We start from the raw sequence: 25,427 nt of genomic DNA, 5'->3' as shown, positions 1-25,427 counted from the left end.
GAGGAGCACCCCTCTTGTTCACCACCCGGCCGACCCTGCAAGGCACCTTCGGCATGGTCTCGTCCACCCACTGGCTCGCCTCCCAGTCGGCCATGGCCGTCCTGGAGAGCGGCGGAAACGCCTACGACGCCGCCGTCGCCGCGGGTTTCGTCCTGCATGTCGTCGAACCGCACCTGAACGGCCCCGCCGGTGAGGTCCCGATCATCCTCGCCCCCGCCGGAGGGGAGGTCAGCGTCCTGTGCGGGCAGGGTGTCGCGCCCGCCGGGGCCACCGTCGCCCACTACCGCTCCCTCGGACTGGACCTCGTCCCCGGCACCGGTCCCCTGGCCGCCGCCGTGCCCGGCGCCTTCGACGCCTGGATGCTCCTCCTCAAGGACCACGGCACCAAGTCCCTGGCCGAGGTGCTGAGTTACGCCATCGGGTACGCCGAGGACGGGCACGCGCCCGTGGAGCGCGTCGGCGAGACCGTCGAGACCGTGCGCGCCCTCTTCGAGGACGAGTGGCCCTCCTCGGCGGAGGTCTACCTCAAGGACGGCGCGTCCCCGAAGCCGGGCGAGCTCTTCCGCAATCCGCAGCTCGCCGCGACGTGGCGGCGCGTCATCGAGGAGGCCGAGGAGAGCGCGGGCGACGATCGCGTCGCGCAGATCGAGGCCGCCCGCGCGATCTGGCGCGAGGGCTTCATCGCCGAGGCCCTCGTCCGGCAGGCCGCCCGGCCCACCATGGACACCAGCGGCACCCGCCACACCGGCACGCTCACCGCCGCCGACCTGGCCGGCTGGTCCGCGACCTACGAGGCGCCGGCCACGTACGACTGGAACGGCTGGACCCTGTGCAAGGCCGGCGGCTGGAGCCAGGGCCCCGCCTTCCTCCAGCAGCTCGCCCTGCTCCCCGACGAACTGCCCGCCTACGGCTCCGCCGAGTACGTCCACCTGCTCATCGAGGGCTGCAAGCTCGCCATGGCCGACCGAGAGGCCTGGTACGGGGACGCCGGTCCCGAGGACGTGCCCGTCGCCGAGCTCCTGTCCGACGAGTACAACGCCGCGCGCCGCGCCCTCATCGGTGACAAGGCGTCCCACGAGCTGCGGCCGGGCAGCCCGCTCGGCACCGAGCCCCGCATCTCCGCGCACGCGCACGCCGTCGCGGCCGGGGAGGACGGGTTCGACGCCATGGGGATCGCGGGCGCCGGAGCCGGTGAGCCCACCGTCGCCAAGAGCGGCGAGCAGGAGGTCGCGGCGGACGGCGCGACCCGCGGCGACACCTGCCACCTCGACATCGTCGACCGCTGGGGCAACATGGTCGCCGCGACGCCCTCCGGCGGCTGGCTCCAGTCGAACCCCGTCGTGCCCGAGCTCGGCTTCCCGCTCGGTACCCGCCTCCAGATGGCCTGGCTCGACGAGGGCCTGCCGAACTCACTGGCGCCGGGACGCCGTCCCCGTACGACGCTGACGCCGTCGCTCGCCCTGAAGGACGGTGTGCCGGTCCTCGCGTTCGGCACGCCCGGAGGCGACCAGCAGGACCAGTGGCAGGTCCACTTCTTCCTCGCCGTCGCCCTGCGCGCGGCCGTGCGCGGCGGGCTCGACCTCCAGGGCGCCGTCGACGCCCCGAACTGGCACAACGACTCCTTCCCCGGCTCCTTCTTCCCGCGCGGCATGCGGCCCGGCAGCGTCACCGTCGAGTCCCGCGTCGGCGAGGACGTCATCGAGGAGCTGCGCCGCCGCGGCCACGACGTGACGGTCGGCGACCCCTGGTCGGAGGGCCGCTTGTGCGCCGTGGCCCGCGACCCGCAGACCGGCGTCCTGTCGGCCGCGGCGAACCCGCGCGGGATGCAGGGGTACGCCGTCGGCCGCTGAGCCGGAACCTCTGCCGGCGGAACTACTGGTCGTCGTCGAGGGCCGGGCCGGCCTCGGGCTCGCCGTGTGCGCAGCGGAATTCGTATGCCGCGTCGTCCGGGTCGTCCGGCTCGTCGGTGTCGGCGTCATTATCGGGTTCGTCGGCATCGTCGTCGGAGCGTTCCAGCTCGATGGATGCCACGGCCGCAGGCCCGCGTGCGAACTCGTCCACGTGGTAGCCGTCGTCAGGGCTCCACGACACCAGGTAGACGAGGCCCCCCGGGCGGCATTCCACCGTGGCCGTCCCGCCGGGGAACCGCACGGTGTCGCGGCGGGAGGACGGCTGCCCGGAGGAGGTGGACGACGAAGGGCCGGAGGGCATGGGGGAGTTGGCCGACGCGTGGCTCAGGGCGCGGTGCACTGCCGCGTCGTCCAGCGGTCGTCCCGGGTGATCGGTCCCGTCGATTCCGGCGAGCGACCACGCGCCGAGCCCGCCGACGGCCGTCGCCCCGGCGGCCCACACCGCGGTGACCGCGGCACTGCGCCATTTCATCGGGACTCCACCATCGCCCTCGGCACTGTCGTCACCATCGCCCTCGGCACTGTCATTACGGACAGCCTCTCGCACCGTTTCCTAACGCCCGGTTAAGGCCCGTACAAGGCCCACCCCCTCCCCGCGCCGGGTCCCAGCGCCCTTATTACGGTGGGCACATGCCCCATCTCCTGGTCGTGGAAGACGATCACCGACTGCGCGCCGCCCTGGTACGAGCCCTACGCGACAAGGGGCACGCGGTGGCGACCGCGGCAGGCGGGATGGCGGGCCTCGACGCCGCGGTGACCGACCGCCCGGATCTGATGGTGCTCGACCTCGGCCTGCCGGACGTGGACGGCGCCCAGGTACTTCGCATGCTGCGCGCCGTCAGCGACGTGCCGGTGATCGTGGCGACCGCCCGCGACGACGAGCCCGGCATGGTGGCACTCCTGGAATCGGGTGCGGACGACTACATCGTGAAGCCGTTCGGCGCGGCCCAGCTGGACGCGCGGATCAGAGCGGTGCTGCGCCGTGCGGGCGTAGCCGAGGCCGAGGAACCGCTGCGGGTCGGCGGCCTCACCGTCGCCCCCGCGGCCCGGGAGGTCGCCCTCGACGGCCGGGCCCTGGACCTGACCCCGCGCGAGTTCGATCTGCTCGCCCACCTGGCCCGCAAGGCAGGGCAGGTGGTGTCGCGCCGTGAGCTGCTCGCCGAGGTGTGGCAGCAACCGCTCGGCGGGGCCGACAAGACGGTCGATGTCCATCTGTCGTGGCTGAGAAGGAAATTGGGCGAGACCGCGCAGGCTCCGCGCTACCTGCACACCGTTCGCACGGTGGGGGTGAAGCTGGCGGCTCCGGAGGCCTCGGCGGGCCCTGGCGGTTCGGAGGCCGTCTGATGCGCCGCCGTCTCCTGCTGCTGACCGCCGCCACCACCGCCCTGGTCCTGGTCGCCCTGCTCGTGCCGCTGGCGCTGCTCGCGCGCAGTCACGCCGCCGACCAGGCCACCACCGAGGCCACCACGCGGGCCCAGTCGCTGGCGTCCGGAGTGGGGGCCGCGCTGGGGTCGCCGTCCGGCCGGGACACCGCCGCGTCGCTGGTGGAGGGCGTCAACAGCCCCTCGCAGCCCGTGGCTTCGGTCATCCTGGGCGACGGGTCCGTCCTGGGGCCCGAAGACGGCGGCATCGACGACACCGTGCGCCTCGCCCGCACCGGCCGCGCCTTCACCTACGCCCCGCCCACCGGGGGCCGCACCGTCCTCCTTCCCGTGCAGGGCACCGAGGGCGGCACCGCCGTCGTACGGGTGTCGCTCAGCCGGAAGCAGCTGTACGACGGCATGCTCGCCTCCTGGCTGGCCTTCGGCGGCATCGGTGTCGGGCTGCTCCTGGTCGCCCTGCTGATCGCCGACCGGCTCGGCACCCGCCTCGTGGGCGCGACCCGCAGGCTCGCCGGGGTGGCCGAGCAACTGGCAACCGGCGATCTGACTGCCCGCGCCAGGCCCGAAGGGCCACCTGAACTACGCCTGGTGGCCGCCGAGTTGAATCACCTGGCGGGCCGCATCGGCGACCTCCTCGTCACCGAGCGCGAGAACGCCGCCGACCTCGCGCATCGCCTCCGCACCCCCTTGGCGGCCCTGCGCCTGGACGCCGAGGGCGTGCGCGACCCGGCGGAGGCGGAGCGGATCGCGGCCGGGGTCGCCGCACTGGAGCGGGGTGTGGACGACGTGATCCGCAAGGCCCGCCGCCCCCTGGCCGACGTGCGGGCCGCGACGGATCTGTCGGCGGTCGCCCGCGAGCGCACGGCGTTCTGGCTTCCGCTGGCCGAGGATCAGGACCGGGAGGTGGAGGTCGACGCCCCCGCCGTCGCGCTCCTGGTCGCGCCTCCGGAGGACGAACTGGCCGCCGTGCTGGATGCGTTGATCGGCAACGTCCTCGACCACACCCCGCACGGCGTCCCGTTCCAGGTGTCGGTCACCCGGTCCACGATCGACAGCAACGACGGCAACAAGTGCACTGACAGCAACAACTGCAACAACAGAGTCGACAGCACCGACGGGGTACGTCTCACCGTGACCGATCACGGCCCGGGGATACCCGCCGAGTACGTCGCGGAACGCGGCGCCAGCGGGGCCGGCTCCACCGGGCTCGGCCTGGACATCGCGCGCCGTACGGCGCTGGAGGCCGGCGGCCGCTTCGAGGCGGGCCGCCGGCCGGCCGGGGGCACGGTGGTGTCCCTCACGTTCCCGCAGGCACCGCGGGCTGCCGAACACCCGAGGGAAACACTTCCCGTACCGTCCGCACCCAGCGGTTGATCCCCAGTTCCGGACGCAGGGCGGAGAACCCGGCCGCGTACTTGGTGAAGTCCGAGGCCCGCACCCCGAAACGGTGCAGCACCCGGTCGGCCTCGGTCAGCCGCCCCCGTGTCTTGGTCTCCACGAGCACCAGGCCGCTGTCCGCCCGCACCGACCGCCCACCCGCCGCCTCGCACACCACCAGCCCCGCGTCGCACGTCACCCGCTGTCCGTCGGCGACGAACGTGGTCCGGTGGTAGTCCGTCTCCAGGGACGGCGTGAGCTGCTGCGGTGGTTCGATCCCGTAGGCGTCGCGCAGCACGCCCGCGAGGAAGTCCAGCTGTGGGGCGTCCAGAGCCTGCTGCCCCGCCGTCAGCCGGCGCCGGTGCTTGACGGTCTCACCGCGCCTCCCTTTCAGCTTGATCTCGAACTGCCGTTCCCCCGTGTCCCGGTACAGCCGTTCCCGCACCCGGAACCGCAGCCGTCGCCCCATCCGGTGATCGTGGAACGTGCGCAGCTCAGGGGTGTCGAAGTACACCGAGTGGTAGGCGAAGGAGCGCTTGCCGTTGATGGACAGGGCGCGAAAGGCGCCGCCGGCGCGGCGCGGGTCGGTGAGCAGTGCCGCGAAGTCCTCGAAGACGTCGAACGGCACGAGATAGCTGTTGTCGAAGCGGGCGAGCAACTCGGCCCGCGCGATGACCTCCTGGAGCGCGATCGGGTGCGCGGCGAGCGCCGCCCGGCTGATCGCGCGCACGGCGGGGTTCATACGCCCCCCTTGACCAGCGACCGCGAGGACGCGCGTACGGGACGCGTCGGCCGGCTGACGTCCTCCGGCCGGCGGTAACGCACCTCCACGACCATCAAGTCCCGTACGTAGTCGATCTCCTGGACCGTCCAGCCGAGTGGCTCCCCGAGCCGCGCCGCCAGATCGGCCCGCAGCCCGGCCGGCTCGCGGTGCACGACGTCCAGGGTGACGATCGTCCGGCGGTCACGTGCGTAGAGGCGAGGGTGGTCGGAGGCGTAGATCACGAGGAGCAGGACGCCGCACAGCGCGGCGGCGGTGCCGAGGGCGAGGCCCGGGAGGCCGCAGATCAGGCCGAGCACCAGGGTCGTGAAGTAGTAGGCGACTTCCTGGTGCTGGACGGTGTCCGAGCGCAGCCGGATGATCGAGAGCACTCCGAAGAGCCCGAACCCGACCGCGAGTCCGCCGCCCGTCCCGCCGCGGGCGAGCGCGGCCACCACCGCGAACAGGGCGACGTTCAGGGCGAGATAGGCGGGGATCAGCTCGCGTCTGCGGTGCCTGGGATAGAAGACCCCGAACGTCAGCAGGGTCACGGAGGCGAGATCGAGCGCGAGGTGAACGACGAGCGGTAGGAGGCTCTGGATGTTCTGCATGCCAGGACCGTAGGAACGGAACGGTTAAGACCGCCCCACTGCACGGTTAACCTCGCCGTTCCGCCTGGCTGCGGCCGGTGGCTCACATGGGTGGCCGGCGCGGGCGGCAGTGTGCCGCCGCCCGGACCGGCCTCTGCCGGAGCGGGCGGAGAGGCGAATTCATGGCGATTCCACCCCTCGTACACCAGGCGGGTACGGATTGTCAGTGGAGCGTGCTCTCATGGATGCATGATCGAAGCACAGGAAACGACGGAAAGCATCGACGACTTTCTCGTACACGGGGTCACCGAGGTGGAGCGCGCCGTGCGCGCCGCTGCCGCCGCAGAGGTGATGCCCCGCTTCCGGCAGCTCGCCGAGGGTGACGTCTCCCAGAAGAGCGGCCCGCACGACCTCGTGACCATCGCCGACCGGCTGGCCGAGGAGTATCTGACCCGTGAGCTGGGCGCTCTGCTGCCCGGCTCCGTCGTGGTCGGAGAGGAGGCGGTGCACGCCGACTACGCGGTCTACGACGCGATAGGCGAGGACGCCCCGGTGTGGATCGTCGACCCGGTCGACGGCACCCGCCAGTTCGTCCACGGAGACCCCGGGTTCTGCATGCTCGTCGCGCTCGCCCAGCACGGCACGGTCCTCGCCTCCTGGACGTTCGCCCCCGCGCTCGGCGAGTTCGCCGTCGCGGTCCGCGGCAAGGGCGCCCGGCTCAACGGCGAGGCGCTGCACGCCGGGTCACCCGGTCAGGACGAGGTCATCGACGTGGCGACCTCGCACCCCGACTACACGACGGACGAGCAGAAGCGCGCCCTGCTGGGCCTGTGGACCGACGGGGTGCGCCCGCGCCCGTGCGGGTCGGCCGGTCTGGAGTATCTGGCCGTCGCACGCGGCGAGTTGGACGCCACGGCCTTCTCGTGGGAAGCGGCCTGGGACCACGCCGCGGGCCTGCTGCTCGTCGAGGAGGCGGGCGGTACGCACCTGACGAAGGCGGGCGAGCCCTTCCGGATCACCGGAGGGAACGCACTGCCGTTCACGGCGGCCAGGGACGCGGCCACGGCGCGGCGCGTGATGGACCTGGTCGGCGGCGAGTAAGGCGACGGCTGGGCGCCCCGCGGCGGTGCCCGCCCGCATGACCGACGCCGGCCGAGGCCGGGCCGGCGTTCTCGCCCGAGCCGGCCCAGGCTCGGGCCCTCGCTCCCGCTGCTGCCGCCCAGGCTCGGGCCCTGGCTCCCGCTGCTGCCGCCCAGGCTCGGGCCCTGGCTCCCGCTGCTGCCGCCCAGGCTCGGGCCCTGGCTCCCGCTGCTGCCGCCCAAGGTCAGGCCCACGCTCCCGCCCGAGCCCACCAGGGCTGACCAGCGACGACCGCCGGCGCACGCCCGTACCCTTCCGTCCCGGTTCGCCCCGCGCCCCGGGTCTGTCAGTCCTGCGGCATATCCTGGCCGTCAGTGGCCTCGGCTGACAAAGGAGTCCGAAGGTGCCGTCGATGCTCGATGCCGTCGTCGTGGGTGCGGGACCGAACGGCCTGACCGCTGCCGTGGAGCTGGCCCGCCGAGGGCTCTCCGTGGCCGTCTTCGAGGCCAGGGACACCGTCGGCGGAGGCGCGCGCACCGAGGAGCTCACCCTCCCCGGATTCCGCCACGACCCCTGCTCGGCCGCCCACCCGCTGGGGATCAACTCGCCGGCGTTCAGAGCCATGCCGCTGGACCGGTACGGCCTGGAGTGGCTGCACGCCGACCTCCCCATGGCCCACCCCTTCCCGGACGGCAGCGCGGCCGTCCTGTCACGCTCCGTCGCCGAGACGGCCGCCTCGTTCGGGCCGCACGACGCGGGCACCTACCGCCGGCTCGTCGCGCCCCTCCTGCCGAAGTGGGACGCGCTCGTACGGGATTTCATGGCGCTGCCGCTGACTTCCCTGCCGCGCGACCCGGTCACCCTGGCCCGCTTCGGGCTCGTGGGCCTCCCGCCGTCGACGTGGCTGATGCGCCGCTTCCGCGAGGACCGGGCGCGCGCCCTGTTCTCCGGGCTCGTCGCGCACGCCATCGCGCCGCTCGGCGGCCTCGCCACCGGAGCCGTCGGCCTCGTCTTCGCGCTCGCCGCCCACGCGCGCGGCTGGCCCGTCGCGCGCGGCGGCTCGCAGTCGATCTCCGACGCGCTGACCGCGTACCTGAAGGACCTCGGCGGAGCCGTCCACACCAGTTACGAGATCAAGCGCCTCGACGACCTGCCGCCCGCCCGCGCCTACGTCTTCGACACCTCGCCCACGGCGCTCGCCCGCATCGCCGGGCTCGGCAGCTACTACGAGCGCTTCCGGTACGGCCCGGGCGTCTTCAAGCTCGACTACGCGCTCGACGGACCCGTGCCGTGGACCGCCAAGGAGGCCAGGAGCGCGGGCACCGTTCAGATCGGGCCCGGCAGCCGCGACATCGCGGCGGCCCTGCGCGCCGCGTCCCGCGAGGGCCGCGCCCCGGACAAGCCCTTCCTCATCACCGTCCAGCCCAGCGTCATGGACCCCACCAGGGCCCCTGCGGGCCGGCACGTCTTCTGGGCGTACGGACATGTCCCCAGCGGCTGGGACGGCGACCTCACCGACGCCGTCGAGCGGCAGCTGGAGCGCTTCGCGCCCGGGTTCCGCGACCGGATCCTGGCGCGGGCCACGGCCGGACCGCCCGAGCTGGCCGCGCGCAACGCGAACTATGTGGGCGGTGACATCGCCTGCGGCGCGGTGAGCGGGCTCCAGCTGCTGCTGAGGCCGAAGCTGTCCCTGTCGCCGTACACGACCCCGCACCCCGCCGTCTTCATCTGCTCGTCCGCGAGCCCGCCGGGGCCGGGCGTCCACGGCATGTCCGGGCACAACGCGGCCAAGGCCGTATGGAGGAGGATCCGCGCGACATGACCCGACGCGACATGATCCGAATCACGCTGGTCCAGGGCGACATCACCGCCGAGACCGCCGACGCGATCGTGAACGCGGCGAACTCCTCGCTGCTCGGTGGCGGCGGGGTCGACGGCGCGATCCACCGGCGCGGCGGCCCCGAGATCCTCGCCGAGTGCCGCAGACTCCGCGCTTCGAGCTACGGCAAGGGCCTGCCCACGGGACGGGCGGTCGCCACGACGGCCGGGAACCTCGACGCCGGCCATGTGATCCACACCGTCGGCCCCGTCTGGTCCGCGTCCCTCGACCGGTCCGAGCTGCTCGCCTCCTGCTACCGCGAGTCGCTGCGCGTGGCGGCCGGCCTCGGTGCGCGGACCGTGGCCTTCCCCGCGATCTCGACCGGGATCTACGGCTGGCCGCTGGGCGACGGGGCGCGCATCGCGGTCCGCACGGTGCGGGAGGTCGCCGGGCCGCCGGTCGAAGAGGTGCGGTTCGTCCTCTTCGACGACCGGGCGTACGCGGCCTTCGCGGACGCCCTCGCCGACTGACCGCTCCCCGCCGAGGGGCCGCGCGGCCCGCACGTTGATGTCGGATTCTCGCCAGCCGAGGGCGGCGGCCATCGGCCATGCTTGCTGCATGCACACCGACACCGACCGATGCGTCCGGGCCGTCCAGTCCAAGGACGCCCGCTTCGACGGCTGGTTCTTCACCGCCGTCCTGACGACCCGGATCTACTGCAGGCCCAGCTGCCCGGTAGTGCCTCCGAAGCCCGAGAACATGACCTTCCTGCCCAGCGCCGCCGCCTGCCAGCAGGCCGGATTCCGGGCCTGCAAGCGCTGCCGCCCCGACACGAGCCCCGGCTCCCCGCAATGGAACCAGCGAACCGACCTGGTCGCTCGCGCCATGCGCCTCATCGGCGACGGCGTCGTCGACCGCGAGGGCGTCCCCGGCCTCGCCGGACGCCTCGGCTACAGCGCCCGCCAGGTCGAGCGTCAGCTCCTCGCCGAGCTGGGCGCGGGCCCCCTCGCCCTGGCCCGCGCCCAGCGCGCCCAGACCGCACGGATCCTCGTCGAGACGACCGGGCTGCCGATGGCCGACATCGCGTTCGCCGCCGGCTTCTCCTCGATCCGCACCTTCAACGACACGGTCCGCGAGGTCTACGCGCTCTCCCCGAGCGAGCTGCGCACCCGCGCGCCCAGGAACGGCGCGACGGCGCCCGGCGCGATCACGCTGCGCCTCCCGTTCCGCGCCCCGCTCAACCCCGACAACCTCTTCGGTCACCTCGCCGCGACCGCCGTACCGGGCGTCGAGGAGTGGCGCGACGGCGCCTACCGGCGCACGCTGCGCCTCCCCTACGGGCACGGCATCGTCACCCTCACCCCCGCCCCCGACCACATCGGCTGCCGCCTCCTCCTCACCGACCAGCGCGATCTGACCGTCGCGATCAGCCGCTGCCGCCGCATGCTCGACCTCGACGCCGACCCCGTCGCCGTCGACGAGCAGCTGCGCGCGGACCCGCTGCTCGCGCCGCTCGTCGGCAAGGCCCCGGGCCGCCGGGTGCCGCGCACCGTCGACGAGCCCGAGTTCGCGGTACGCGCCGTACTCGGCCAGCAGGTGTCCACGGCCGCCGCCCGCACCCACGCGGCGCGCCTCGTCACCGCGCACGGCGAGCCCGTGGACGACCCTGAGGGCGGCCTCACCCACCTCTTCCCGGCACCGGCGTCCCTGGCGGCCCTCGACCCCGAGGCGCTCGCGCTGCCGCGCAGCCGCCGCACCACCCTGACCACGCTGGTGCGCGAGCTCGCCGAAGGCACCCTCGTCCTCGGCCCCGAGAGCGACTGGGACGAGGCCAGGGCCCAGCTCATGGCGCTGCCCGGGTTCGGGCCCTGGACGGTCGAGGCCATCGCGATGCGCGCCCTCGGCGACCCGGACGCCTTCCTGCCCACCGACCTCGGAATGCGGCGCGCCGCACAGGAGCTGGGGCTGCCCCACACCCCGGCCGCGCTCACCGCGCGCGCCGCGTCCTGGCGCCCCTGGCGCGCGTACGCCGTCCAGTACCTGTGGGCCACCGACGACCACCCGATCAACTTCCTTCCCGCGTAAGGGACGTACCACCATGACCGGCAAGCAGCACCACGTCATCGACAGCCCCTACGGGCCGCTCACGCTCGTCGCCACCGACGGCACACTCAGCGGCCTCTACATGACCGACCAGCGTCACCGCCCCGCACAAGAGACCTTCGGGGAGCGCGACGGCAGGCCCTTCGGGGCCGTCATCGACCAGCTGGAGGCCTATTTCCAGGGCGAGTTGAAAGAGTTCGACCTGCCGTTGCGCCTCGAAGGCACCGCGTTCCAGCGCAGCGTCTGGGAGCAGCTCCAGCACATCCCGTACGGGGAGACCCGCACCTACGGGGAGCTCGCCGAGGCCCTCGGCAACGCGAACGCGTCCCGTGCCGTGGGCCTCGCCAACGGCAAGAACCCCGTCGGCGTCATCGTCCCCTGCCACCGCGTCATCGGCGCGAGCGGCGGCCTGACCGGCTACGGAGGCGGCCTGGAACGCAAGCGGCGCCTCCTCGACTTCGAGCAGGGCGCGGCGCTGTTCCAGGTCGGGTCCGAATCCGACCGGCGGCCATAGCCCGTATGGCGCACCGCGGTCTTCCTCCCGAGTGACTCCGGTGGCGCGAGTCCCCGGATCGCTGGTGTCTGTACGAAGGAGGACCAGGCAGAAAGCGGGAGACCATGGAGCGACAGCACGAGCGCCTCGCGACACCCTGGGCCGCCGGAGTGGCCGGGGTGGTGTTCGCGATCCTGATGGCCGCGGCGATCGTCCTGATGCGCATCGCTCTGCCCGGCGGCACCGGCGGGGAGGACGTCACCGCCGATGCGGCGCAGCGCGGCGCCGTGCGGACGGCACTGGCGCTGGTCCCGTTCGCCGGGATCGCCTTCCTGTGGTTCATGGGCGCCCTGCGCGAGCAGGCCGGCGAGGGCGAGGACCGGTTCGTCTCCACCGTGTTCCTGGGCAGCGGCCTGATCTTCGTCGCCACCCTGTTCGGCGCCGCCGCGGCAGCCGGAACCGTGCTCGGCGAGAGTCAGCAGCACCCTCCCTTCGGCCGGCAGTTCGCCTACGCCCTGCTGACCACGTACGCCATGCGGATGGCAGCCGTGTTCATCATCACGACCTCGACCATCGGCCGCCGAACAGGCGCCCTCCCGCGCCCGCTCATCGTCCTCGGCTACCTGGCCGGCCTTGCGCTGCTCGTGGTGGGTGCGAACGTGCCCTGGTCCGAACTGATCTTCCCGGTCTGGGCGTTGCTCGTCAGCCTGGACATCCTGCGGGGTCGGCGTTCCGCCCGGTCACAGCCGGCCACACCGGTCTGAGCCGACCACACCGCTCACTCCAACGGCCGCCTTCCCATCGCCGCATCCCGTCCGGACACCGAGGGTGGTCACAGGGGGCTGAGCGGGCCGTTGGAGAGGACCGATCCCGTGGTGAGCGTTGCCGTCGACCTGAACCGCTGTCAGGGGTACGCGCAGTGCGCGTTCCTCGCGCCCGAGATCTTCGTCATGCACGGCGAGGAGGCCCTGCTGTACACCCCGGAGGCCGACGAGGCACAGCGCGAGAAGCTGGCTCAGGCCGCCGCGGCGTGCCCCGTTCAGGCCATCCTGGTCGATGCGGTGGACGCCCCGGCCGAGGCGGCGTCCCGTGAGCAGTGAGGGATGCCTGGAACGGCTCAAGCGCGAAGGCCGCATCGTCATCGTCGGTGCCTCGCTGGCGGGCCTGCGGGCTGCGGAAACCCTGCGTGACGAGGGCTTCGCGGGCTCCCTGACCATCATCGGTGACGAGCCCTACGACCCGTACGACCGGCCCCCGCTGTCCAAGCAGGTGCTGCTGGGCAGGGCGACCGCCGACGGCACCGCGCTGCCCAGGCGCCGGTCCGTCGACGCGACCTGGCGGCTGGGCGTCCCGGCCACCGGCCTGGACATGGCCGCCAAGCGGGTGCGGCTGGCCGACGGCGACGAAGTGCCGTACGACCGGCTGCTGATCGCCACCGGGGTGCGGGCGCGACCGTGGCCTCGTGAGGCCGAGGCGGAACTTGACGGCGTCTTCGTACTGCGGACCCGCGACGACGCAGCCGGGCTCGCACGGCGGCTCGACGAGGGACCCAAACGGGTCTTCGTCATCGGCGCCGGGTTCACCGGCTCGGAGATCGCCTCCGCCTGCCGCGAACGCGGCCTCCCGGTCACCGTCGCCGAACGCGCCGCGGCACCCCTGGTCGGCGCACTCGGCGGGGTGGTCGGCGCGGTCGCCGCCGAACTCCAGCGCCGCCACGGTGTGGACCTGCGGTGCGGAGTCATGGTGACCGCTCTGGAGGGCGACGCCACGGGACGTGTGCGCGCCGCGCACCTGTCCGACGGCTCCACCGTGGAGACCGACGTGGTGGTCGTCTCGCTCGGCGCCACCCGCAACACCGGTTGGCTCGCCGGATCCGGACTCGGGGCGGGCCCTCGCGGGATCGCGTGCGACGCCGGCTGCCGCGCGTTCGACATCCGGGGAATCGTCACCGACGACATCTACGTGGCGGGCGACGTCGCCCGCTCCCCGCACGCCCTGTTCGGCTACCAGTTCCTGTCCCTGGAGCACTGGGGCAATGCCGTCGCCCAGGCAGAGATCGCGGCGCACAACATGCTGAGCGAAAGCACCGACCGCGTCCCCCACATGTGGATGCCGGCCTTCTGGTCCTCGCAGTTCGGGGTCAACATCAAGTCGGTCGGGGTGCCGTCACTGGGGACGGAGATCCTCATCTCACAGGGTTCGCTCGAGGAGCACCGGTTCGTCGGCGTCTACGGGTACCAGGGGCGCGTCATCGGGGCGGTCGGCTTCGACCAGGCCAAGTGGATGCCGTTCTACCAGGAGTTGATCGAGACCACCGCGCCGTTCCCGCCGCCGTTCCCCACGGTCGACCGGCGCTCGGATGGACAGCAGCCGATGGACGCGGACTTCCCCGACCCGTCGGTTCCCACGCACGGCCCCACCGTGACCCTCAGCGGATACTCCCCGGCCGACCGCCGGATCACGTTCATCCCTGCGCACTGACCCGCACGGCCACGAGGACTCGCCATGACGCAATCCTTCCTGCACCAGATCCTGGACTACGCCAACCGCGCCAATCCGTACCCGATTTACGAAGAGCTGCGGAAGACGCCGGTCCACCACGAAGAGGACGGGCCGTTCGTCGTCAGCACCTACTACGAGATCCGCAGCCTCCTGCACGATCCTCGGATCAGTTCCGACGCCCGCAATCTGGCCTCGACCGCCCTCGACCCGCTGGCCGCGTCGGCCCAGGAGGAGGAGAGCGCCCTGCCGCCCAGCTTCCTGCGGCTCGACCCTCCGGAACACGACCGGCTGCGACGCATGACGAACCGGCCCTTCGGCCCGCCGCACTCCCCCCACCTGATCGACGGGATGCGCGGAGAACTCCATGGCATCGTCTCCGGCCTCATCGACGGCATCGGCGACCCGGGCCGGATCGACCTGGTGGACCAGGTCTCCTACCCCTTCCCCGTGACGGTGATCTGCCGGCTGCTCGGGATTCCGCGCGAGGACGAGGCGCGCTTCCACGTCTGGGCGGACACGATCGCCGCGAGCCTGGACCCCGACCCGGACGCGGATCCCGCCGAGCGGGGCAAGAAGTCGAACGACGCCCGGATGCAACTGGGCATGTACTTGGCCGGCCTGATCGAGGAGCGCCGCAAGAAGCCCGGGAAGGACCTGCTCTCCGAGCTGGCGACGGCCAAGGGCGAAGACGGCTCGATGACCACGATGGAACTCCTCAGCACTGCGGCGCTGCTGCTGATCGCGGGCCACGAGACGACCGTCAACCTGGTCACCAACGGAATGCTGACCCTGCTGCGCAACCCCGACGTCCTTGAGCGGCTGCGTGCGGATCCACGGCTGGCCGTACCCATCGTCGAGGAACTGCTGCGCTTCGAGCCGCCCGTACAACTGGTGCCGCAGCGCACCACCCTCGCCGACATCGAGGTCCGGGGCGTCACCATCCCCAAGGGCGCCTCCCTCTGGCTGGTCCTGGCGTCCGGCAACCGCGACCCTCAGCGCTTCGAGAATCCCGACCGCTTCGACCCGGACCGCGGGGACATCCAGCATCTCGGCCTGGGCAGCGGCATCCACAGCTGTTTCGGCGCACCTCTCGCCCGGCTGGAGGCCCAGTTCGCCCTGTCGGAACTGGCCCGGAGGCTGGAAAACCCACGGCTCCTAGAGGACCCGCCGCCCTACCGGCAGAACGCCGTGCTGCGCGGGCCGCGGCATCTGCACATCTCCTGCGACGGGATCCGCCCTTAGGGCCTTGCCCTGGCCTTGGGGCTGTCCCTAGGGGTGCGCCCTGCCGAGTTGGCGCAGCAGCTTCGGCAGCGCCGTGCCGATGGGTTCGCGGATGAGTTCGTCGGCCAATGCGTCGTACGGCGTCGCCTCGGCGTTGACGATGACGAGCCGCGCCCCATGATCCGCGGCAACACCGGTGAGCCCGGCGGCGGGCTGCACCTGAAGACTGCTCCCCACGGCGACGAACACCTGACACGCCTTGGTGATCGCGACGGCCTCGCCAAGGACCACCGGATCGAGCTGTTCCCCGAACATCACGGTCGCCGACTTGAGGATCCCCCCGCACTCCAGGCACGGCGGATCGTCTTCGCCGGCCTCGACCCGGGCGAGGGCGTCCTCCATGGGCCCACGCGCCTGACAGCCGGTACACACGAAGCTCCGTGCGGATCCGTGCAGTTCGAGGACCTTGCGGGCGGGCATCCCGGCGAGCTGGTGCAGCCCGTCCACGTTCTGCGTGATCACCCGCACCGGAACACCGGCCTGCTCCAGATCGGCGACGGCCCGGTGCGCGTCGTTCGGCTCGGCGGCAAGGGTCCGGTTCTTCCGCCGCATCTGCCACGACCGGCGGCGGATCTCCGGATCGCCCATGTAGTGCTCGTACGTGACCAGCTTCTCCGGCTCCGGATCACGCCGCCACAGACCGTTGGGCCCGCGGTAGTCCGGGATCCCGGAGTCCGTGGAGATGCCTGCACCACTGAGAATCGCGACGAGAGGCTGGCTGCTCATGCCGCCGAGGGTAGGCGCCCGGCCGGGCGGCCGCGAGGCAGTATGGGCGCCCGCCGCGCGGGGCCGGGTCAGCTCACGCGGTTGCCGTCCTCCAGCTCGGCCGTTCCCTCGCCCCGTGTGAGTACATCGAGCGCCGCCTGGACGCGACGGCCGAGCGAGGCCGGCAGATGTTCCGGCAGGTCCGCCGGCTCCACCAGGCGCCAGGAGAGCAGCTCCTCCTCCTGGAGCCTGATCTCCTTGAAGAGGTCCTCGTCCAGGACCCCGCCGTCGTACAGATAGGCCACGAGCGGCGGCTGTGCGGGCGTGCCCGGCACCCAGTCGACCGCGAGCAGCCGGCCGAGTTCCACGTCGAGGCCGATCTCCTCCAGGGTCTCGCGCCGGGCGCCCTGGCGCGGCGTCTCACCTGTGTCGGACTCGACGGTGCCGCCGGGCAGCGCCCACCCGTCGCGGTAGTTCGGCTCGACGAGCAGCACACGCCCCTCGACGTCGCGGAAGAGCGCGGCGGCGCCGCACAGGACACGGGGGAGACCCGCGATGTACGCGGCGAACTCGGCAGTGGTGGTCATGGGGGAAAGCGTAACGAGGGCGCGCCGGGGACCGCGTACGCCGGACTGTCATCCGGCCAACTCGGCCGTACGTGCGGCGAGTTCACTGATCCGCGCGCCGTCGAACCCGAACACCGCGCTGCGCACCCGGTCCTCCAGCGGCTCCTTCCACTGTGCCGGGACGGCCGCCGCCCCGCACAGCACACCGGCCACGGACCCCGCCGTCGCGCCGTTCGAGTCCGTGTCCAGGCCGCCGCGCACCGTGAGCGCGAGGGTGCGGGTGAAGTCCCCGTCGCCGTACAGGAGCCCGGCCGTGATGACGGCCGCGTTCGGGACCGTGTGGATCCAGCCGAGCCCGGCCGTCTCCTCCTCCAGCGCGGCCAGCGTCTCCTCCCAGCTCAGCCGCGACTCGTGGAGCGACGCCGCGCGGCGCACCGTGCGGGCCAGGCGGCTGCTCGCCGGGATCACGGTGAGCGCCGAGTCGAGCGCGGCGCGCGGGCCCGGCGCCGTGAAGGCCGCCGCGACGAGCGCCGCCGCCCACATCGCCCCGTACACGCCGTTGCCCGTATGGGACAGGACCGCGTCGCGGCGCGCCAGGGAGGCGGCGCGGCGCGGGTCGCCCGGACACGTCCACCCGAAGACGTCGGCACGGATCAGCGCGCCGATCCACTCCTGGTACGGGTTGTCGTAGGTCGCCGTGAGCGGCGGCTTCAGCCCGTTCGCGAGGTTGCGGTACGCCGCACGCTCAGCGGTGAACGTCTGCAGATACGGCAGCCTCAGCAGCCACAGATCACCCACCTGTTCCGTGGAGAAGGCGAAGCCGTGCGTCTCCAGGAGGTGCAGGCCGAGGATCGCGTAGTCCACGTCGTCGTCCCGGCAGCTGCCGTGGATCCGCCCGCGCACGCACCGGCGCCACTCGGGGCGCAGCGCGAGGCTGTCGGACTCGTCGGCGGGCTCGGGAAGATAGTCGGTGAGCGGCAGGGCGGCGGCCCGTCGCAGATAGCCGTCGATGCGCGCCCGGGTCCAGAGCTCGCCCGCTTCCACCGGCTTGCCGAGCATGTTGCCCGCGATCCGGCCGAGCCAGCCGCCGAGCACGCGGTCCTGGAGGTCGCCGCCCACTGGGGTCATGTCTTTGGTGTACCCACTGGTGCACCGCGCCCGACCGTCCGCACCGCGCCCGGCTGATCGATCATTTCCGCGCTCATGACGCCCCGCTTTGAGCGGGTATATCGGGGCTTATCATCCCGGCACGCCGTTTCGCGGACCGGACGGCCATGGGCAGCGGCCCCCACCTCCGGTTAAGGTCGCAGCGGCGCGACTGCCTTGTGTGAGCAAGGCGCGAAAGCAAGGGGAATGCAAGGTGGCGGACGCTGGAGTGACGGCGGAGCACGTGCTCATCGCCGCGGACAAGTTCAAGGGCTCGCTCACGGCCGTGCAGGTCGCGGAGCGGGTCACGGCCGGTCTGCGGCGGATCGCGCCCGGGGTGACGGTCGAGTCCGTGCCCGTCGCGGACGGCGGCGACGGCACGGTGGCCGCGGCCGTGGCGGCCGGTTTCGAGCGCCGCGAGGTACGGGTCACAGGGCCGCTCGGTGACGAGGTCACGGCGACCTACGCCCTGCGGGACGGCACGGCCGTCGTCGAGATGGCCGAGGCGTCCGGGCTCCAGCTGCTGCCCGAAGGCGTCTTCGCGCCGCTGACCTCGACCACGTACGGGTCCGGCGAACTGCTCGCCGCGGCGCTCGACGCGGGCGCCCGTTCCATCGTGTTCGGCGTGGGCGGCAGCGCCACGACGGACGGCGGCGCCGGGATGCTGGCCGCGCTCGGCGCGCGCTTCCTGGACGCGGACGGCAAGCCCGTCGGCCCCGGCGGCGGGCCCCTCGCGGATCTGGCCACGGCCGACCTCTCGGGGCTCGACCCGCGCCTGGCCGACGTGGAGATCGTCCTCGCCAGCGACGTCGACAACCCGCTGACCGGGCCGAAGGGCGCGCCCGCGGTGTACGGCCCGCAGAAGGGCGCGACGACGGACGATGTCGCCGCCCTGGACGCGGCGCTGGCCCACTTCGCGCAGGTCCTCGCCGAGTCGATCGGCCCGAAGGCACTCGAGTACGCCGACTCGCCCGGCGCCGGAGCCGCCGGCGGCATTGGCTACGGCGCCCTCGTCGGCCTCGGAGCGGGCTTCCGGGCCGGGATCGAGGTCATGCTCGACGTCCTCGGCTTCGCGCCCGCGCTCGCCCGCGCCACCCTCGTCATCACGGGCGAGGGTTCCCTCGACGAGCAGACGCTCCACGGCAAGGCCCCGGCGGGCGTCGCGGCGGCGGCCCGCGCGGCGGGCGTCGAGGTCGTGGCGGTCTGCGGCCGGCTCACTCTTCACCCGGAGGCGCTGGGCCGCGCGGGCATCCGCCGCGCCTACGCCCTCACGGACGTGGAGCCGGACGTGGCCCGCTGCATCGCCGAGGCGGGCCCGATCCTGGAGACGGTTGCTGAGCGGATCGCCCGGGATTTCCTGGTGTGACGTGACATGTGACGGGTGAGCGCGCCGGGGGAGGGGGTGACCCCCACCCCGGAGGTCGCCAAGGGCTACCCGCCGTCCGTGGCCCGAACCCCGGTGAGGCCGCGCCAGTAGCGGTCGGCGGGGTCCCGCAGCGCCCGCCACGCGTCGATGAACAGCCGGGTCGCGGCGCGGCCCGGCCAGTCGTCCGGCAGCAGCGCGCCGGGCAGCCGCGGATCCCGCTCGAACGTCCCGCGCCAGGCGTGCACCAGCCGGGTCCTGGCCACGAAAGCGGACGCGTCCCCCTCCCGGCCACCGGCCGCGCTCCCCGCCGCGCGGAGGTCACCGAAGCGCGCCACGAACCGCTCGTGGCCCTCCCGGACCGCGGCCAGGTCCCAGGCCCGCTCGATGAGCCGCGCGTCGTCGGGGGTGCGCGACGTCAGCCACAGCGCGTACGGGGCGAGGCCCTGCTCGGACAGCAGCTCACGCAGCACCGGCACCCCGCCGGCGTCGGCGGCCACCCACACGCCCTGCCCGAGCGGTCCGAACCCCTCGAACGCCAACTGCTGTTCCACCAGCGCCCGTTCACGCCACTCTCCGGCCGGGACGCGCAGCAGCAGCTGCTGCCACTCGCCGCCCCAGGCCGTCTCTTCGACGGCGCGCTCCAGTCGGTGCGTCCACGCGGTCAGCAGCGTCACCAGGCGTGGCTCCAGGACGAGGCGGGTCCTGCGCCCGGCCGGCTCCGTGCGCAACCAGCCCTCGCGTGCGAGCCGCGTCAGGGCGCGCCGCGTCGCCGCCTCGCCGATGCCGCAGGCGCCGAGCGCGCCCACGACGGCCCCCGACCACACCTTCTCGTCGCCGGGATAGCGGACGTACTCGCCGAGGACGGTGAGCGCGAGCGTGCGCGCACTGGGCGACCCGTCGCCCCGCCGCCGGGTCTTCGGCTCTTCCAACTCCCGCTCCCTCAGTCGCTGTTGCCGTGTGCCTCTGTTGATTTATACGCCGCGCCACTATAGGACGTAAGAGGCACGATGCCCGACCTTATGTCTCACGTCCCGGCCGACGAAAGGCGTACGCGTGCACCCTTCAGCGCCTCAACCGCCCACGCGCTTCGGCGCGTTCATCGCCCCGTACCACGGAACCGACGGCAGCCCCGCCCTCCAGATCCGCGGCGACCTCGACCTGGTCCGCCATCTCGACACCCTCGGCTACGACGAGGCGTGGATCGGGGAGCACCACTCCGTCGGGTACGAGACCGTCGCGTCGCCCGAGGTGTTCATCGCGGCGGCCGCCGAGCTCACGCACCGCATCAGGCTCGGCACGGGCGTGAACTCCCTGCCGTACCACCACCCGCTGATCCTCGCCGACCGGCTGCTCCAGCTCGACCACCAGACGATGGGCCGCGTGATGTTCGGGGCGGGTCCGGGCCAGCTGGCCTCCGACGCGTTCATGATGGGCATCGACCCGCTGCGCCAGCGCGCCATGATGGCCGAGGCGCTCGACGCGATCGTCCGTCTGGTGCGCGGCGAGACGGTGACCGAGCGGACGGACTGGTACGAGCTCGCCGACGCGCGCCTCCAGCTCGGCCCCTACCGGCCCGAGGGCCTCGACATGGCCGTCGCGTCCACCGTCTCGCCCTCGGGCTCCGTCCAGGCGGGCCGGCACGGCATCGGCCTGCTGTCCCTCGCCGCCGCCGACCCGGCCGGGCTCGCCGCCCTGAACGGGAACTGGACGGCGTACGAGAAGTCCTGCGCCCGGCACGGCCACACCGCCGACCGCACCGCCTGGCGCCTCGTCGTGCCGATGCACCTCGCCGAGACCCGCGAGGCGGCCCGCGAGCAGGCGGCGTACGGGGTGCTGCACCTGGTGCGCTACATCGAGGGCCTGTCCGGCACGCAGCTGCCCTGGGGCCGCACCGCGCAGGACGCGCTCGACCGGTGGACGTCCGAGGGCTTCCCGGTCTTCGGGGTCGCCACCATCGGCACTCCGGACGACGCCCTGGCCCGTATCGAGGCGCTCACCGAAGCCTGCGGCGGCTTCGGCACGCTCCTCCTGCTCGACCTGCCGACCGGCACACCGGCCGCCAAGCGCCGCAGCTACGAGCTCTTCGCCGAGTACGTCGTCCCGCACTGCACCGGCGCGAACCGGCGTCGGACCGCGTCGGCCGCCTGGGCCCACGAGAACAGCGAGCGGTTCGTCGGGGCGATGCGCAGCGCCGTCGAGGCGGCGGTGCGCGGCGGGGGTGAGGTCCGGTGAGGGCCGCCGTCCTGCGCCGGGGCCGGTTCGTCGAGGACGACGTGCCCGAGCCCGTGGCAGGCCCGGGGCAGGTCCTTGCCGAGCCGCTCGCCACGGGCATCTGCGGCTCCGACCTGTCCGCCGCGCGCCACACCGATGCCTTCCTGCGCGCCTCCCGCGACTCCGGTACCGAGGCGTTCCTGTTCGACCCGGATGCCGATCTGGTCATGGGCCACGAGTTGTGCGCGCGGGTGCTGAGCCCGGGTGAGTGGCAGGGCCGCGTCGTCGTCGGGCTGCCGTGGGCGCTCGACGCGGGCGGCACCCTGCGCACCGTCGGATACGCCACCGCCTTCCCGGGCGGCTTCGGGGAGCGCGTCGTCCTCCAGGAGGCCGCGCTGATCCCCGTGCCCGACCACGTGGCGCCGCACGTCGCCGCGCTCACCGAGCCCCTCGCCGTCGGCTTCGGGAACGTCGCGCGGGCCGCGCCCGAGCTCGGCTCCGGGGCCGTCGTCATCGGGGCGGGGCCCATCGGCCTCGGCGCCGTCGCCGCGCTCGTGGAGCGGGGCGTGGCGCCCGTCGTCGTATCGGAGCCGTCCCCGCGGCGGCGTGCCCTCGCCGAGCGCTTCGGCGCGCACGTGTGCGTCGACCCGGCGGCGCGGGACCCCTTCGACGCGTGGCGGGCGGCCGCGCCCGCGGACACGCCGCTCACGGTCCTGGAGTGCTCCGGCCGGGCCGGCATGTTCAACGAGATCCTGCACAGGACGCCGCGCAGGACACGAGTGCTTCTGATCGGGGCCTGCATGACGGAGGACGTCTTCATGCCCGTCGTCGGCCTCTACAAGGACATCACCGTGACCATGTGCATGGCGTATCCGCCGGAGGAGTTCGGCAGGACCCTGGAGCGCATCGCGGACGGCACGATCGACGCGGCCGCGCTCGTGACGGGCCAGGTGGGTCTCGGCGGGGTGTCCGCGGCCCTGGACACGCTGCGGCAGCCCGACGACCACGTGAAGGTCCTGGTGCGCCCCGGCCTGCCCGGCCCCGGCCTGCACCCCGCGCCCTGAGACAGAGCGAAGGGCCCCGAACCAAGCGGTTCGGGGCCCTTCGGACGTACGGGTACGGGTTACGGCAGCTGAGCGGCGCGTGCCTCGCGGCGGTTGCCCCGGAAGTTGTTCACCCTCCGGGCCGTCGCGAACAGCGGGATCACGGCGCCGAGAACCAGCTGGAGCGCGCAGCCGGTCTGGAGCAGCAGCTGGCCGCCGGGGGCGTCGAACGCCCAGGCCGCCAGGAGCCCCATCGCCGCCACGATCCACCCCAGCATCGCGACCGCGAGCGGACCGCGCGGCTTCGGGTACTCGACGCGGCTCACCATCAGCCAGGCCGTCCCGATGATCGCGAGGACCGTGGCCACGAACGGCAGCTCGAGGAGCACGATCGACACGACAGTGAGCGCCCCGAAGGGGCTCGGCATGCCCTGGAAGGTGCCGTCCTTCACCGTCACGCACGAGAATCTCGCGAGTCTGAGCACGACGGCCAGGAGCACCACGATGGCGCCCACCGCCGCCACCCGCTGATGTGCGTCGTCCGCGACCATGCCGTACACGAGGACGAAGTACGCGGGTGCCAGGCCGAAGCTGATGAGGTCCGAGAGGTTGTCCAGCTCGGCGCCCATCGGCGACGAGCGGAGCTTGCGCGCCACCAGACCGTCGAACAGGTCGAAGATCGCCGCGGCCAGCATCAGGATCACGGCCGTGGCCGCGCTGTGCCGGGCCATGCCCGACTCCTGGCTGCCCTGGAGGTGCGGGATCAGGATGCCGGTGGTGGTGAAGTACACCGCCATGAAGCCGCACGTGGCGTTACCGAGCGTGAGGGTGTCCGCTATCGACAGGCGCAGTGAAAGCGGCATTTCCTCCGCTTCGTCCGCCTCCTCGGCCTCGGGCACCCACCCGGCCTGCGTCTCTGGATCAGTCACGGTCAATGCGAGTCACCCCAGCCACGGTCTTCTGACCGACCTCGACCGCGACCTCGACACCCTCGGGGAGGTAGATGTCGACGCGCGACCCGAAGCGGATCAGACCGATGCGCTCGCCCTGCTCGACCTTCGTGCCCCGCGGGATGTAGGGGACGATGCGCCGGGCCACGGCGCCGGCGATCTGGATCATCTCGATGTCGCCGAGCTCGGTGTCGAAGTGCCAGACAACGCGCTCGTTGTTCTCGCTCTCCTTGTTGAACGCCGGGACGAACCCGCCGGGGATGTGCTCCACGGACGTCACCGTGCCCGCCAGCGGCGCGCGGTTGACGTGGACGTTCAGCGGGCTCATGAAGATCGCGACCCGGGTCCGTCCGTCCTTCCACGGCATGATGCTCTGCACCACGCCGTCGGCCGGGGAGATGACCCGGCCGGAGGCGATCTCACGCTCGGGGTCGCGGAAGAACCACAGCATGCCGGCCGCCAGAGCGGTGGCGGGTACGGCTACTGCGGCGGCCTTCTTGGAGCGACGTGAACGGGCCAGGCTCAGGGCGGCTGTGGCGACGGTCGGCAGGAGCCACGGCGATGCTCCGCGCGCAATGCGTCCGCCGAGGACGCCGTCGCGTGGTGCAGAGGTTTGGCTGTGGGGCATGGATGACCTTCGTAGCGGATGATGCCGCGCTTTGTACGGGGGGGACGGCGGCTTTTCCGGGATGCTATCGGTTGCGGGCCACAACTGGGCAAGCCAGGAAGCTGAGTCGGCGACCGAAGAGTGCTGACAGGGTGTGATCTTCTTCTCGAACAAAACACCCCGCAGCGGACATTCAGCCCTGGAATCGATACTCCTCGAGCAGGCGGCGGCCAATGATCATTTTCTGGATCTCGGCGGTACCTTCACCGATCAGGAGCATCGGCGCCTCGCGGTAGAGACGCTCGATCTCGTACTCCTTGGAGAAGCCGTAGCCGCCGTGGATCCGGAAGGCGTCCTCGACCACTTCCTTGCAGTATTCGGAGGCGAGATACTTCGCCATCCCCGCTTCCAGGTCGTTTCGTTCCCCAGAGTCCTTTTTGCGTGCTGCATTGACCATCATCGCATGGGCGGCCTCGACCTTGGTAGCCATCTCCGCGAGCTTGAACTGGATGGCCTGGTGCTGGGCGATCGGCTTGCCGAACGTGTGGCGTTGCTGGGCATAGGAAACCCCCAGTTCAAACGCACGCTGCGCGACACCGCAGCCACGCGCCGCGACGTTCACGCGGCCGACTTCCACTCCGTCCATCATTTGGTAAAACCCTCGGCCGGTCTCGCCGCCGAGTACCCGATTGGCCGGAATGCGCAGTCCGTCCATGATGAGTTCGGTCGTGTCGACGCCCTTGTAGCCCATCTTGTCGATCTTCCCCGGAATGGTGAGGCCGGGGCGGACCTCTCCGAAGCCGGGCTCCTTCTCGACGAGGAAGGTCGTCATCGACTTGTGGGGCGCCGTGCCCTCGGGGTGTCCTTCGTCACTCTTGACGAGAACGGCCACCAGATTCGACGAGCCGCCGTTCGTCAGCCACATCTTCTGGCCGTTCAGGACGTACTCCTCGCCGTCCTTCACCGCCTTCGACGAGATCGCCGACACGTCCGAGCCGAGCGCCGGCTCCGACATCGAGAACGCGCCCCGCGTCTCGCCCAGCGCCATGCGCGGCAGGAAGTGGTCCTTCTGTTCCTGCGTGCCGTGCTGCTTGAGCATGTACGCCACGATGAAGTGCGTGTTGATGATGCCGGAGACCGACATCCAGCCGCGGGCGATCTCCTCGACGCACAGGGCGTACGTGAGAAGAGACTCGCCCAGGCCCCCGTACTCCTCGGGGATCATCAGGCCGAACAGGCCCAACTCCTTGAGGCCGTCGACGATCTGCTGCGGGTACTCGTCGCGGTGCTCCAGCTCGGTCGCGACCGGGATGATCTCCTTGTCCACGAAGTCGCGGACGGTGGAGAGGATCTCCTGCTGGACGTCGGTGAGACCGGCGGTCTGGGCGAGTCGCGCCATGGCTACTTCTCCTGCTCCTTGAGCTGGGGGCGGCCGGGCTGCTCGCCGCCGCGCTCCTTGATGTACGTCTCGGTGGGGACCATCACCTTGCGGCGGAACACGCAGACCAGCGTGCCGTCCTGCTTGTAGCCCTTGGT

At 72.4% G+C, this 25,427-nt stretch carries 25 protein-coding genes and 1 pseudogene; 15 read left to right on the top strand and 11 right to left on the bottom strand.

All coding sequences use genetic code 11. The features are described from left to right. Window positions 1-14 precede the first annotated feature (14 nt). Window positions 15-1,850 carry a gamma-glutamyltransferase family protein gene (locus AC07EJ_RS19025; protein ID WP_389483161.1) on the top strand — a complete coding sequence of 612 codons (1,836 nt, stop codon included), beginning with the start codon at window positions 15-17 and terminating at the stop codon, window positions 1,848-1,850. Between the two features lie 22 nt (window positions 1,851-1,872). Here AC07EJ_RS19025 and AC07EJ_RS19020 read toward each other — a convergent pair whose 3' ends face one another. Then, window positions 1,873-2,382, bottom strand: a complete 510-nt coding sequence (locus AC07EJ_RS19020) for a hypothetical protein (RefSeq protein WP_389483159.1) — start codon at window positions 2,380-2,382, stop codon at window positions 1,873-1,875. 158 nt (window positions 2,383-2,540) lie between these two features. On the opposite strand from AC07EJ_RS19020, the gene AC07EJ_RS19015 reads away from it, so the two are divergent. Both AC07EJ_RS19015 and AC07EJ_RS19010 read left to right on the top strand, forming a co-directional pair. After that, window positions 2,541-3,254 carry a response regulator transcription factor gene (locus AC07EJ_RS19015; protein WP_389483157.1) on the top strand — a complete coding sequence of 238 codons (714 nt, stop codon included), beginning with the start codon at window positions 2,541-2,543 and terminating at the stop codon, window positions 3,252-3,254. Further along, complete coding sequence (locus AC07EJ_RS19010) at window positions 3,254-4,666, top strand: sensor histidine kinase (protein ID WP_389483155.1); 1,413 nt, start codon at window positions 3,254-3,256, stop codon at window positions 4,664-4,666. The genes AC07EJ_RS19015 and AC07EJ_RS19010 overlap by 1 nt, the downstream gene beginning before the upstream one ends. On the opposite strand, the gene AC07EJ_RS19005 is transcribed toward AC07EJ_RS19010, so the two are convergent. Together AC07EJ_RS19005 and AC07EJ_RS19000 are read right to left on the bottom strand one after the other, a co-directional pair. Further along, the gene (locus AC07EJ_RS19005) at window positions 4,590-5,411 is read right to left on the bottom strand and encodes a VTC domain-containing protein (RefSeq protein WP_389483153.1); all 822 of its coding nucleotides are present in this window, start codon (window positions 5,409-5,411) and stop codon (window positions 4,590-4,592) included. The two genes, AC07EJ_RS19010 and AC07EJ_RS19005, sit on opposite strands and share 77 nt — an antisense overlap. Then, window positions 5,408-6,040, bottom strand: a complete 633-nt coding sequence (locus AC07EJ_RS19000) for a DUF4956 domain-containing protein (RefSeq protein WP_389483150.1) — start codon at window positions 6,038-6,040, stop codon at window positions 5,408-5,410. Before AC07EJ_RS19000 ends, AC07EJ_RS19005 begins: the two co-directional genes overlap by 4 nt. A gap of 228 nt (window positions 6,041-6,268) precedes the next feature. On the opposite strand from AC07EJ_RS19000, the gene AC07EJ_RS18995 reads away from it, so the two are divergent. The 9 genes from AC07EJ_RS18995 to AC07EJ_RS18955 all read left to right on the top strand — a co-directional run bounded on the left by AC07EJ_RS18995 (window position 6,269) and on the right by AC07EJ_RS18955 (window position 15,258). Further along, window positions 6,269-7,120, top strand: a complete 852-nt coding sequence (locus tag AC07EJ_RS18995) for an inositol monophosphatase family protein (protein ID WP_393586300.1) — start codon at window positions 6,269-6,271, stop codon at window positions 7,118-7,120. A 391-nt stretch (window positions 7,121-7,511) separates the two neighbouring features. Further along, window positions 7,512-8,921, top strand: a complete 1,410-nt coding sequence (locus AC07EJ_RS18990; protein WP_389483214.1) for a phytoene desaturase family protein — start codon at window positions 7,512-7,514, stop codon at window positions 8,919-8,921. Window positions 8,922-8,932: 11 nt separating this feature from the next. Next, entirely contained in the window at window positions 8,933-9,448 is a 516-nt protein-coding gene (locus AC07EJ_RS18985; protein WP_478884657.1) for an O-acetyl-ADP-ribose deacetylase, read from the top strand. A gap of 88 nt (window positions 9,449-9,536) precedes the next feature. Further along, window positions 9,537-11,003 (top strand): AlkA N-terminal domain-containing protein, encoded by a 1,467-nt coding sequence (locus tag AC07EJ_RS18980; protein WP_478884574.1) that lies wholly within the window; start codon window positions 9,537-9,539, stop codon window positions 11,001-11,003. A gap of 13 nt (window positions 11,004-11,016) precedes the next feature. After that, complete coding sequence (locus AC07EJ_RS18975) at window positions 11,017-11,535, top strand: methylated-DNA--[protein]-cysteine S-methyltransferase (protein ID WP_389483142.1); 519 nt, start codon at window positions 11,017-11,019, stop codon at window positions 11,533-11,535. Between the two features lie 104 nt (window positions 11,536-11,639). After that, entirely contained in the window at window positions 11,640-12,278 is a 639-nt protein-coding gene (locus AC07EJ_RS18970; RefSeq protein WP_389483140.1) for a hypothetical protein, read from the top strand. A gap of 111 nt (window positions 12,279-12,389) precedes the next feature. Next, complete coding sequence (locus AC07EJ_RS18965; protein ID WP_389483138.1) at window positions 12,390-12,614, top strand: ferredoxin; 225 nt, start codon at window positions 12,390-12,392, stop codon at window positions 12,612-12,614. Beyond that, entirely contained in the window at window positions 12,571-13,995 is a 1,425-nt protein-coding gene (locus AC07EJ_RS18960; protein WP_478884573.1) for an NAD(P)/FAD-dependent oxidoreductase, read from the top strand. The genes AC07EJ_RS18965 and AC07EJ_RS18960 overlap by 44 nt, the downstream gene beginning before the upstream one ends. A 24-nt stretch (window positions 13,996-14,019) precedes the next feature. Further along, window positions 14,020-15,258, top strand: a complete 1,239-nt coding sequence (locus AC07EJ_RS18955) for a cytochrome P450 (protein WP_389483133.1) — start codon at window positions 14,020-14,022, stop codon at window positions 15,256-15,258. A gap of 27 nt (window positions 15,259-15,285) precedes the next feature. Here AC07EJ_RS18955 and AC07EJ_RS18950 read toward each other — a convergent pair whose 3' ends face one another. From AC07EJ_RS18950 to AC07EJ_RS18940, 3 genes are all read right to left on the bottom strand, one after another. Next, window positions 15,286-16,023, bottom strand: coding sequence for an SIR2 family NAD-dependent protein deacylase (locus AC07EJ_RS18950; RefSeq protein ID WP_478884572.1), 738 nt, complete (start codon window positions 16,021-16,023; stop codon window positions 15,286-15,288). Between the two features lie 68 nt (window positions 16,024-16,091). Then, on the bottom strand, window positions 16,092-16,589 hold the full coding sequence (locus AC07EJ_RS18945) for an NUDIX domain-containing protein (protein ID WP_389483128.1): 498 nt from the start codon (window positions 16,587-16,589) through the stop codon (window positions 16,092-16,094). 48 nt (window positions 16,590-16,637) lie between these two features. After that, window positions 16,638-17,696 (bottom strand): ADP-ribosylglycohydrolase family protein, encoded by a 1,059-nt coding sequence (locus tag AC07EJ_RS18940; protein ID WP_478884571.1) that lies wholly within the window; start codon window positions 17,694-17,696, stop codon window positions 16,638-16,640. Window positions 17,697-17,928: 232 nt separating this feature from the next. Here AC07EJ_RS18940 and AC07EJ_RS18935 point away from each other — a divergent pair, with 232 nt between their 5' ends. After that, entirely contained in the window at window positions 17,929-19,080 is a 1,152-nt protein-coding gene (locus tag AC07EJ_RS18935) for a glycerate kinase (RefSeq protein WP_393586286.1), read from the top strand. 65 nt (window positions 19,081-19,145) lie between these two features. On the opposite strand, the gene AC07EJ_RS18930 is transcribed toward AC07EJ_RS18935, so the two are convergent. Next, complete coding sequence (locus tag AC07EJ_RS18930) at window positions 19,146-20,009, bottom strand: PaaX family transcriptional regulator (protein ID WP_478884570.1); 864 nt, start codon at window positions 20,007-20,009, stop codon at window positions 19,146-19,148. Between the two features lie 124 nt (window positions 20,010-20,133). On the opposite strand from AC07EJ_RS18930, the gene AC07EJ_RS18925 reads away from it, so the two are divergent. Beyond that, complete coding sequence (locus tag AC07EJ_RS18925) at window positions 20,134-21,312, top strand: LLM class flavin-dependent oxidoreductase (RefSeq protein ID WP_478884569.1); 1,179 nt, start codon at window positions 20,134-20,136, stop codon at window positions 21,310-21,312. Next, window positions 21,309-22,355 (top strand): zinc-binding dehydrogenase, encoded by a 1,047-nt coding sequence (locus AC07EJ_RS18920; RefSeq protein WP_478884568.1) that lies wholly within the window; start codon window positions 21,309-21,311, stop codon window positions 22,353-22,355. Before AC07EJ_RS18925 ends, AC07EJ_RS18920 begins: the two co-directional genes overlap by 4 nt. A gap of 59 nt (window positions 22,356-22,414) precedes the next feature. Here AC07EJ_RS18920 and pssA read toward each other — a convergent pair whose 3' ends face one another. The 4 genes and pseudogenes from pssA to AC07EJ_RS18900 all read right to left on the bottom strand — a co-directional run. Next, entirely contained in the window at window positions 22,415-23,269 is an 855-nt protein-coding gene (pssA, locus tag AC07EJ_RS18915) for a CDP-diacylglycerol--serine O-phosphatidyltransferase (RefSeq protein WP_375983401.1), read from the bottom strand. Further along, window positions 23,256-23,912 carry a phosphatidylserine decarboxylase gene (locus AC07EJ_RS18910; RefSeq protein WP_389483114.1) on the bottom strand — a complete coding sequence of 219 codons (657 nt, stop codon included), beginning with the start codon at window positions 23,910-23,912 and terminating at the stop codon, window positions 23,256-23,258. The genes pssA and AC07EJ_RS18910 overlap by 14 nt, the downstream gene beginning before the upstream one ends. Before the next feature lie 172 nt (window positions 23,913-24,084). Next, window positions 24,085-25,290: an acyl-CoA dehydrogenase family protein gene (locus tag AC07EJ_RS18905; RefSeq protein ID WP_362901554.1), complete on the bottom strand. Its 1,206-nt coding sequence runs from the start codon at window positions 25,288-25,290 to the stop codon at window positions 24,085-24,087. 2 nt (window positions 25,291-25,292) lie between these two features. After that, window positions 25,293-25,427: pseudogene (locus AC07EJ_RS18900) on the bottom strand (MaoC family dehydratase); the annotation flags it as partial.

This window comes from Streptomyces sp. NPDC045026, from assembly GCF_056432625.1.
Note: the sequence above shows the minus strand (reverse complement) of the source record. Positions and strands in the feature narration are given on the sequence as shown.

Excerpts from the sequence above, each read along its gene's own strand:
- AC07EJ_RS18940 (WP_478884571.1), bottom strand. The coding sequence starts at position 17,696 with ATGACCCCAGTGGGCGGCGACCTCCAGGACCGCGTGCTCGGCGGCTGG.
- AC07EJ_RS19020 (WP_389483159.1), bottom strand. The coding sequence starts at position 2,382 with ATGAAATGGCGCAGTGCCGCGGTCACCGCGGTGTGGGCCGCCGGGGCG.
- AC07EJ_RS18970 (WP_389483140.1), top strand. The coding sequence starts at position 11,640 with ATGGAGCGACAGCACGAGCGCCTCGCGACACCCTGGGCCGCCGGAGTG.
- AC07EJ_RS18995 (WP_393586300.1), top strand. The coding sequence starts at position 6,269 with ATGATCGAAGCACAGGAAACGACGGAAAGCATCGACGACTTTCTCGTA.
- AC07EJ_RS18910 (WP_389483114.1), bottom strand. The coding sequence starts at position 23,912 with ATGCCCCACAGCCAAACCTCTGCACCACGCGACGGCGTCCTCGGCGGA.
- AC07EJ_RS19015 (WP_389483157.1), top strand. The coding sequence starts at position 2,541 with ATGCCCCATCTCCTGGTCGTGGAAGACGATCACCGACTGCGCGCCGCC.
- AC07EJ_RS18955 (WP_389483133.1), top strand. The coding sequence starts at position 14,020 with ATGACGCAATCCTTCCTGCACCAGATCCTGGACTACGCCAACCGCGCC.
- AC07EJ_RS18960 (WP_478884573.1), top strand. The coding sequence starts at position 12,571 with ATGCGGTGGACGCCCCGGCCGAGGCGGCGTCCCGTGAGCAGTGAGGGA.
- AC07EJ_RS18905 (WP_362901554.1), bottom strand. The coding sequence starts at position 25,290 with ATGGCGCGACTCGCCCAGACCGCCGGTCTCACCGACGTCCAGCAGGAG.
- AC07EJ_RS18985 (WP_478884657.1), top strand. The coding sequence starts at position 8,933 with ATGATCCGAATCACGCTGGTCCAGGGCGACATCACCGCCGAGACCGCC.
- AC07EJ_RS19010 (WP_389483155.1), top strand. The coding sequence starts at position 3,254 with ATGCGCCGCCGTCTCCTGCTGCTGACCGCCGCCACCACCGCCCTGGTC.
- AC07EJ_RS19005 (WP_389483153.1), bottom strand. The coding sequence starts at position 5,411 with ATGAACCCCGCCGTGCGCGCGATCAGCCGGGCGGCGCTCGCCGCGCAC.
- AC07EJ_RS18945 (WP_389483128.1), bottom strand. The coding sequence starts at position 16,589 with ATGACCACCACTGCCGAGTTCGCCGCGTACATCGCGGGTCTCCCCCGT.
- AC07EJ_RS18980 (WP_478884574.1), top strand. The coding sequence starts at position 9,537 with ATGCACACCGACACCGACCGATGCGTCCGGGCCGTCCAGTCCAAGGAC.
- AC07EJ_RS19000 (WP_389483150.1), bottom strand. The coding sequence starts at position 6,040 with ATGCAGAACATCCAGAGCCTCCTACCGCTCGTCGTTCACCTCGCGCTC.
- AC07EJ_RS18950 (WP_478884572.1), bottom strand. The coding sequence starts at position 16,023 with ATGAGCAGCCAGCCTCTCGTCGCGATTCTCAGTGGTGCAGGCATCTCC.
- AC07EJ_RS18975 (WP_389483142.1), top strand. The coding sequence starts at position 11,017 with ATGACCGGCAAGCAGCACCACGTCATCGACAGCCCCTACGGGCCGCTC.
- AC07EJ_RS18990 (WP_389483214.1), top strand. The coding sequence starts at position 7,512 with ATGCTCGATGCCGTCGTCGTGGGTGCGGGACCGAACGGCCTGACCGCT.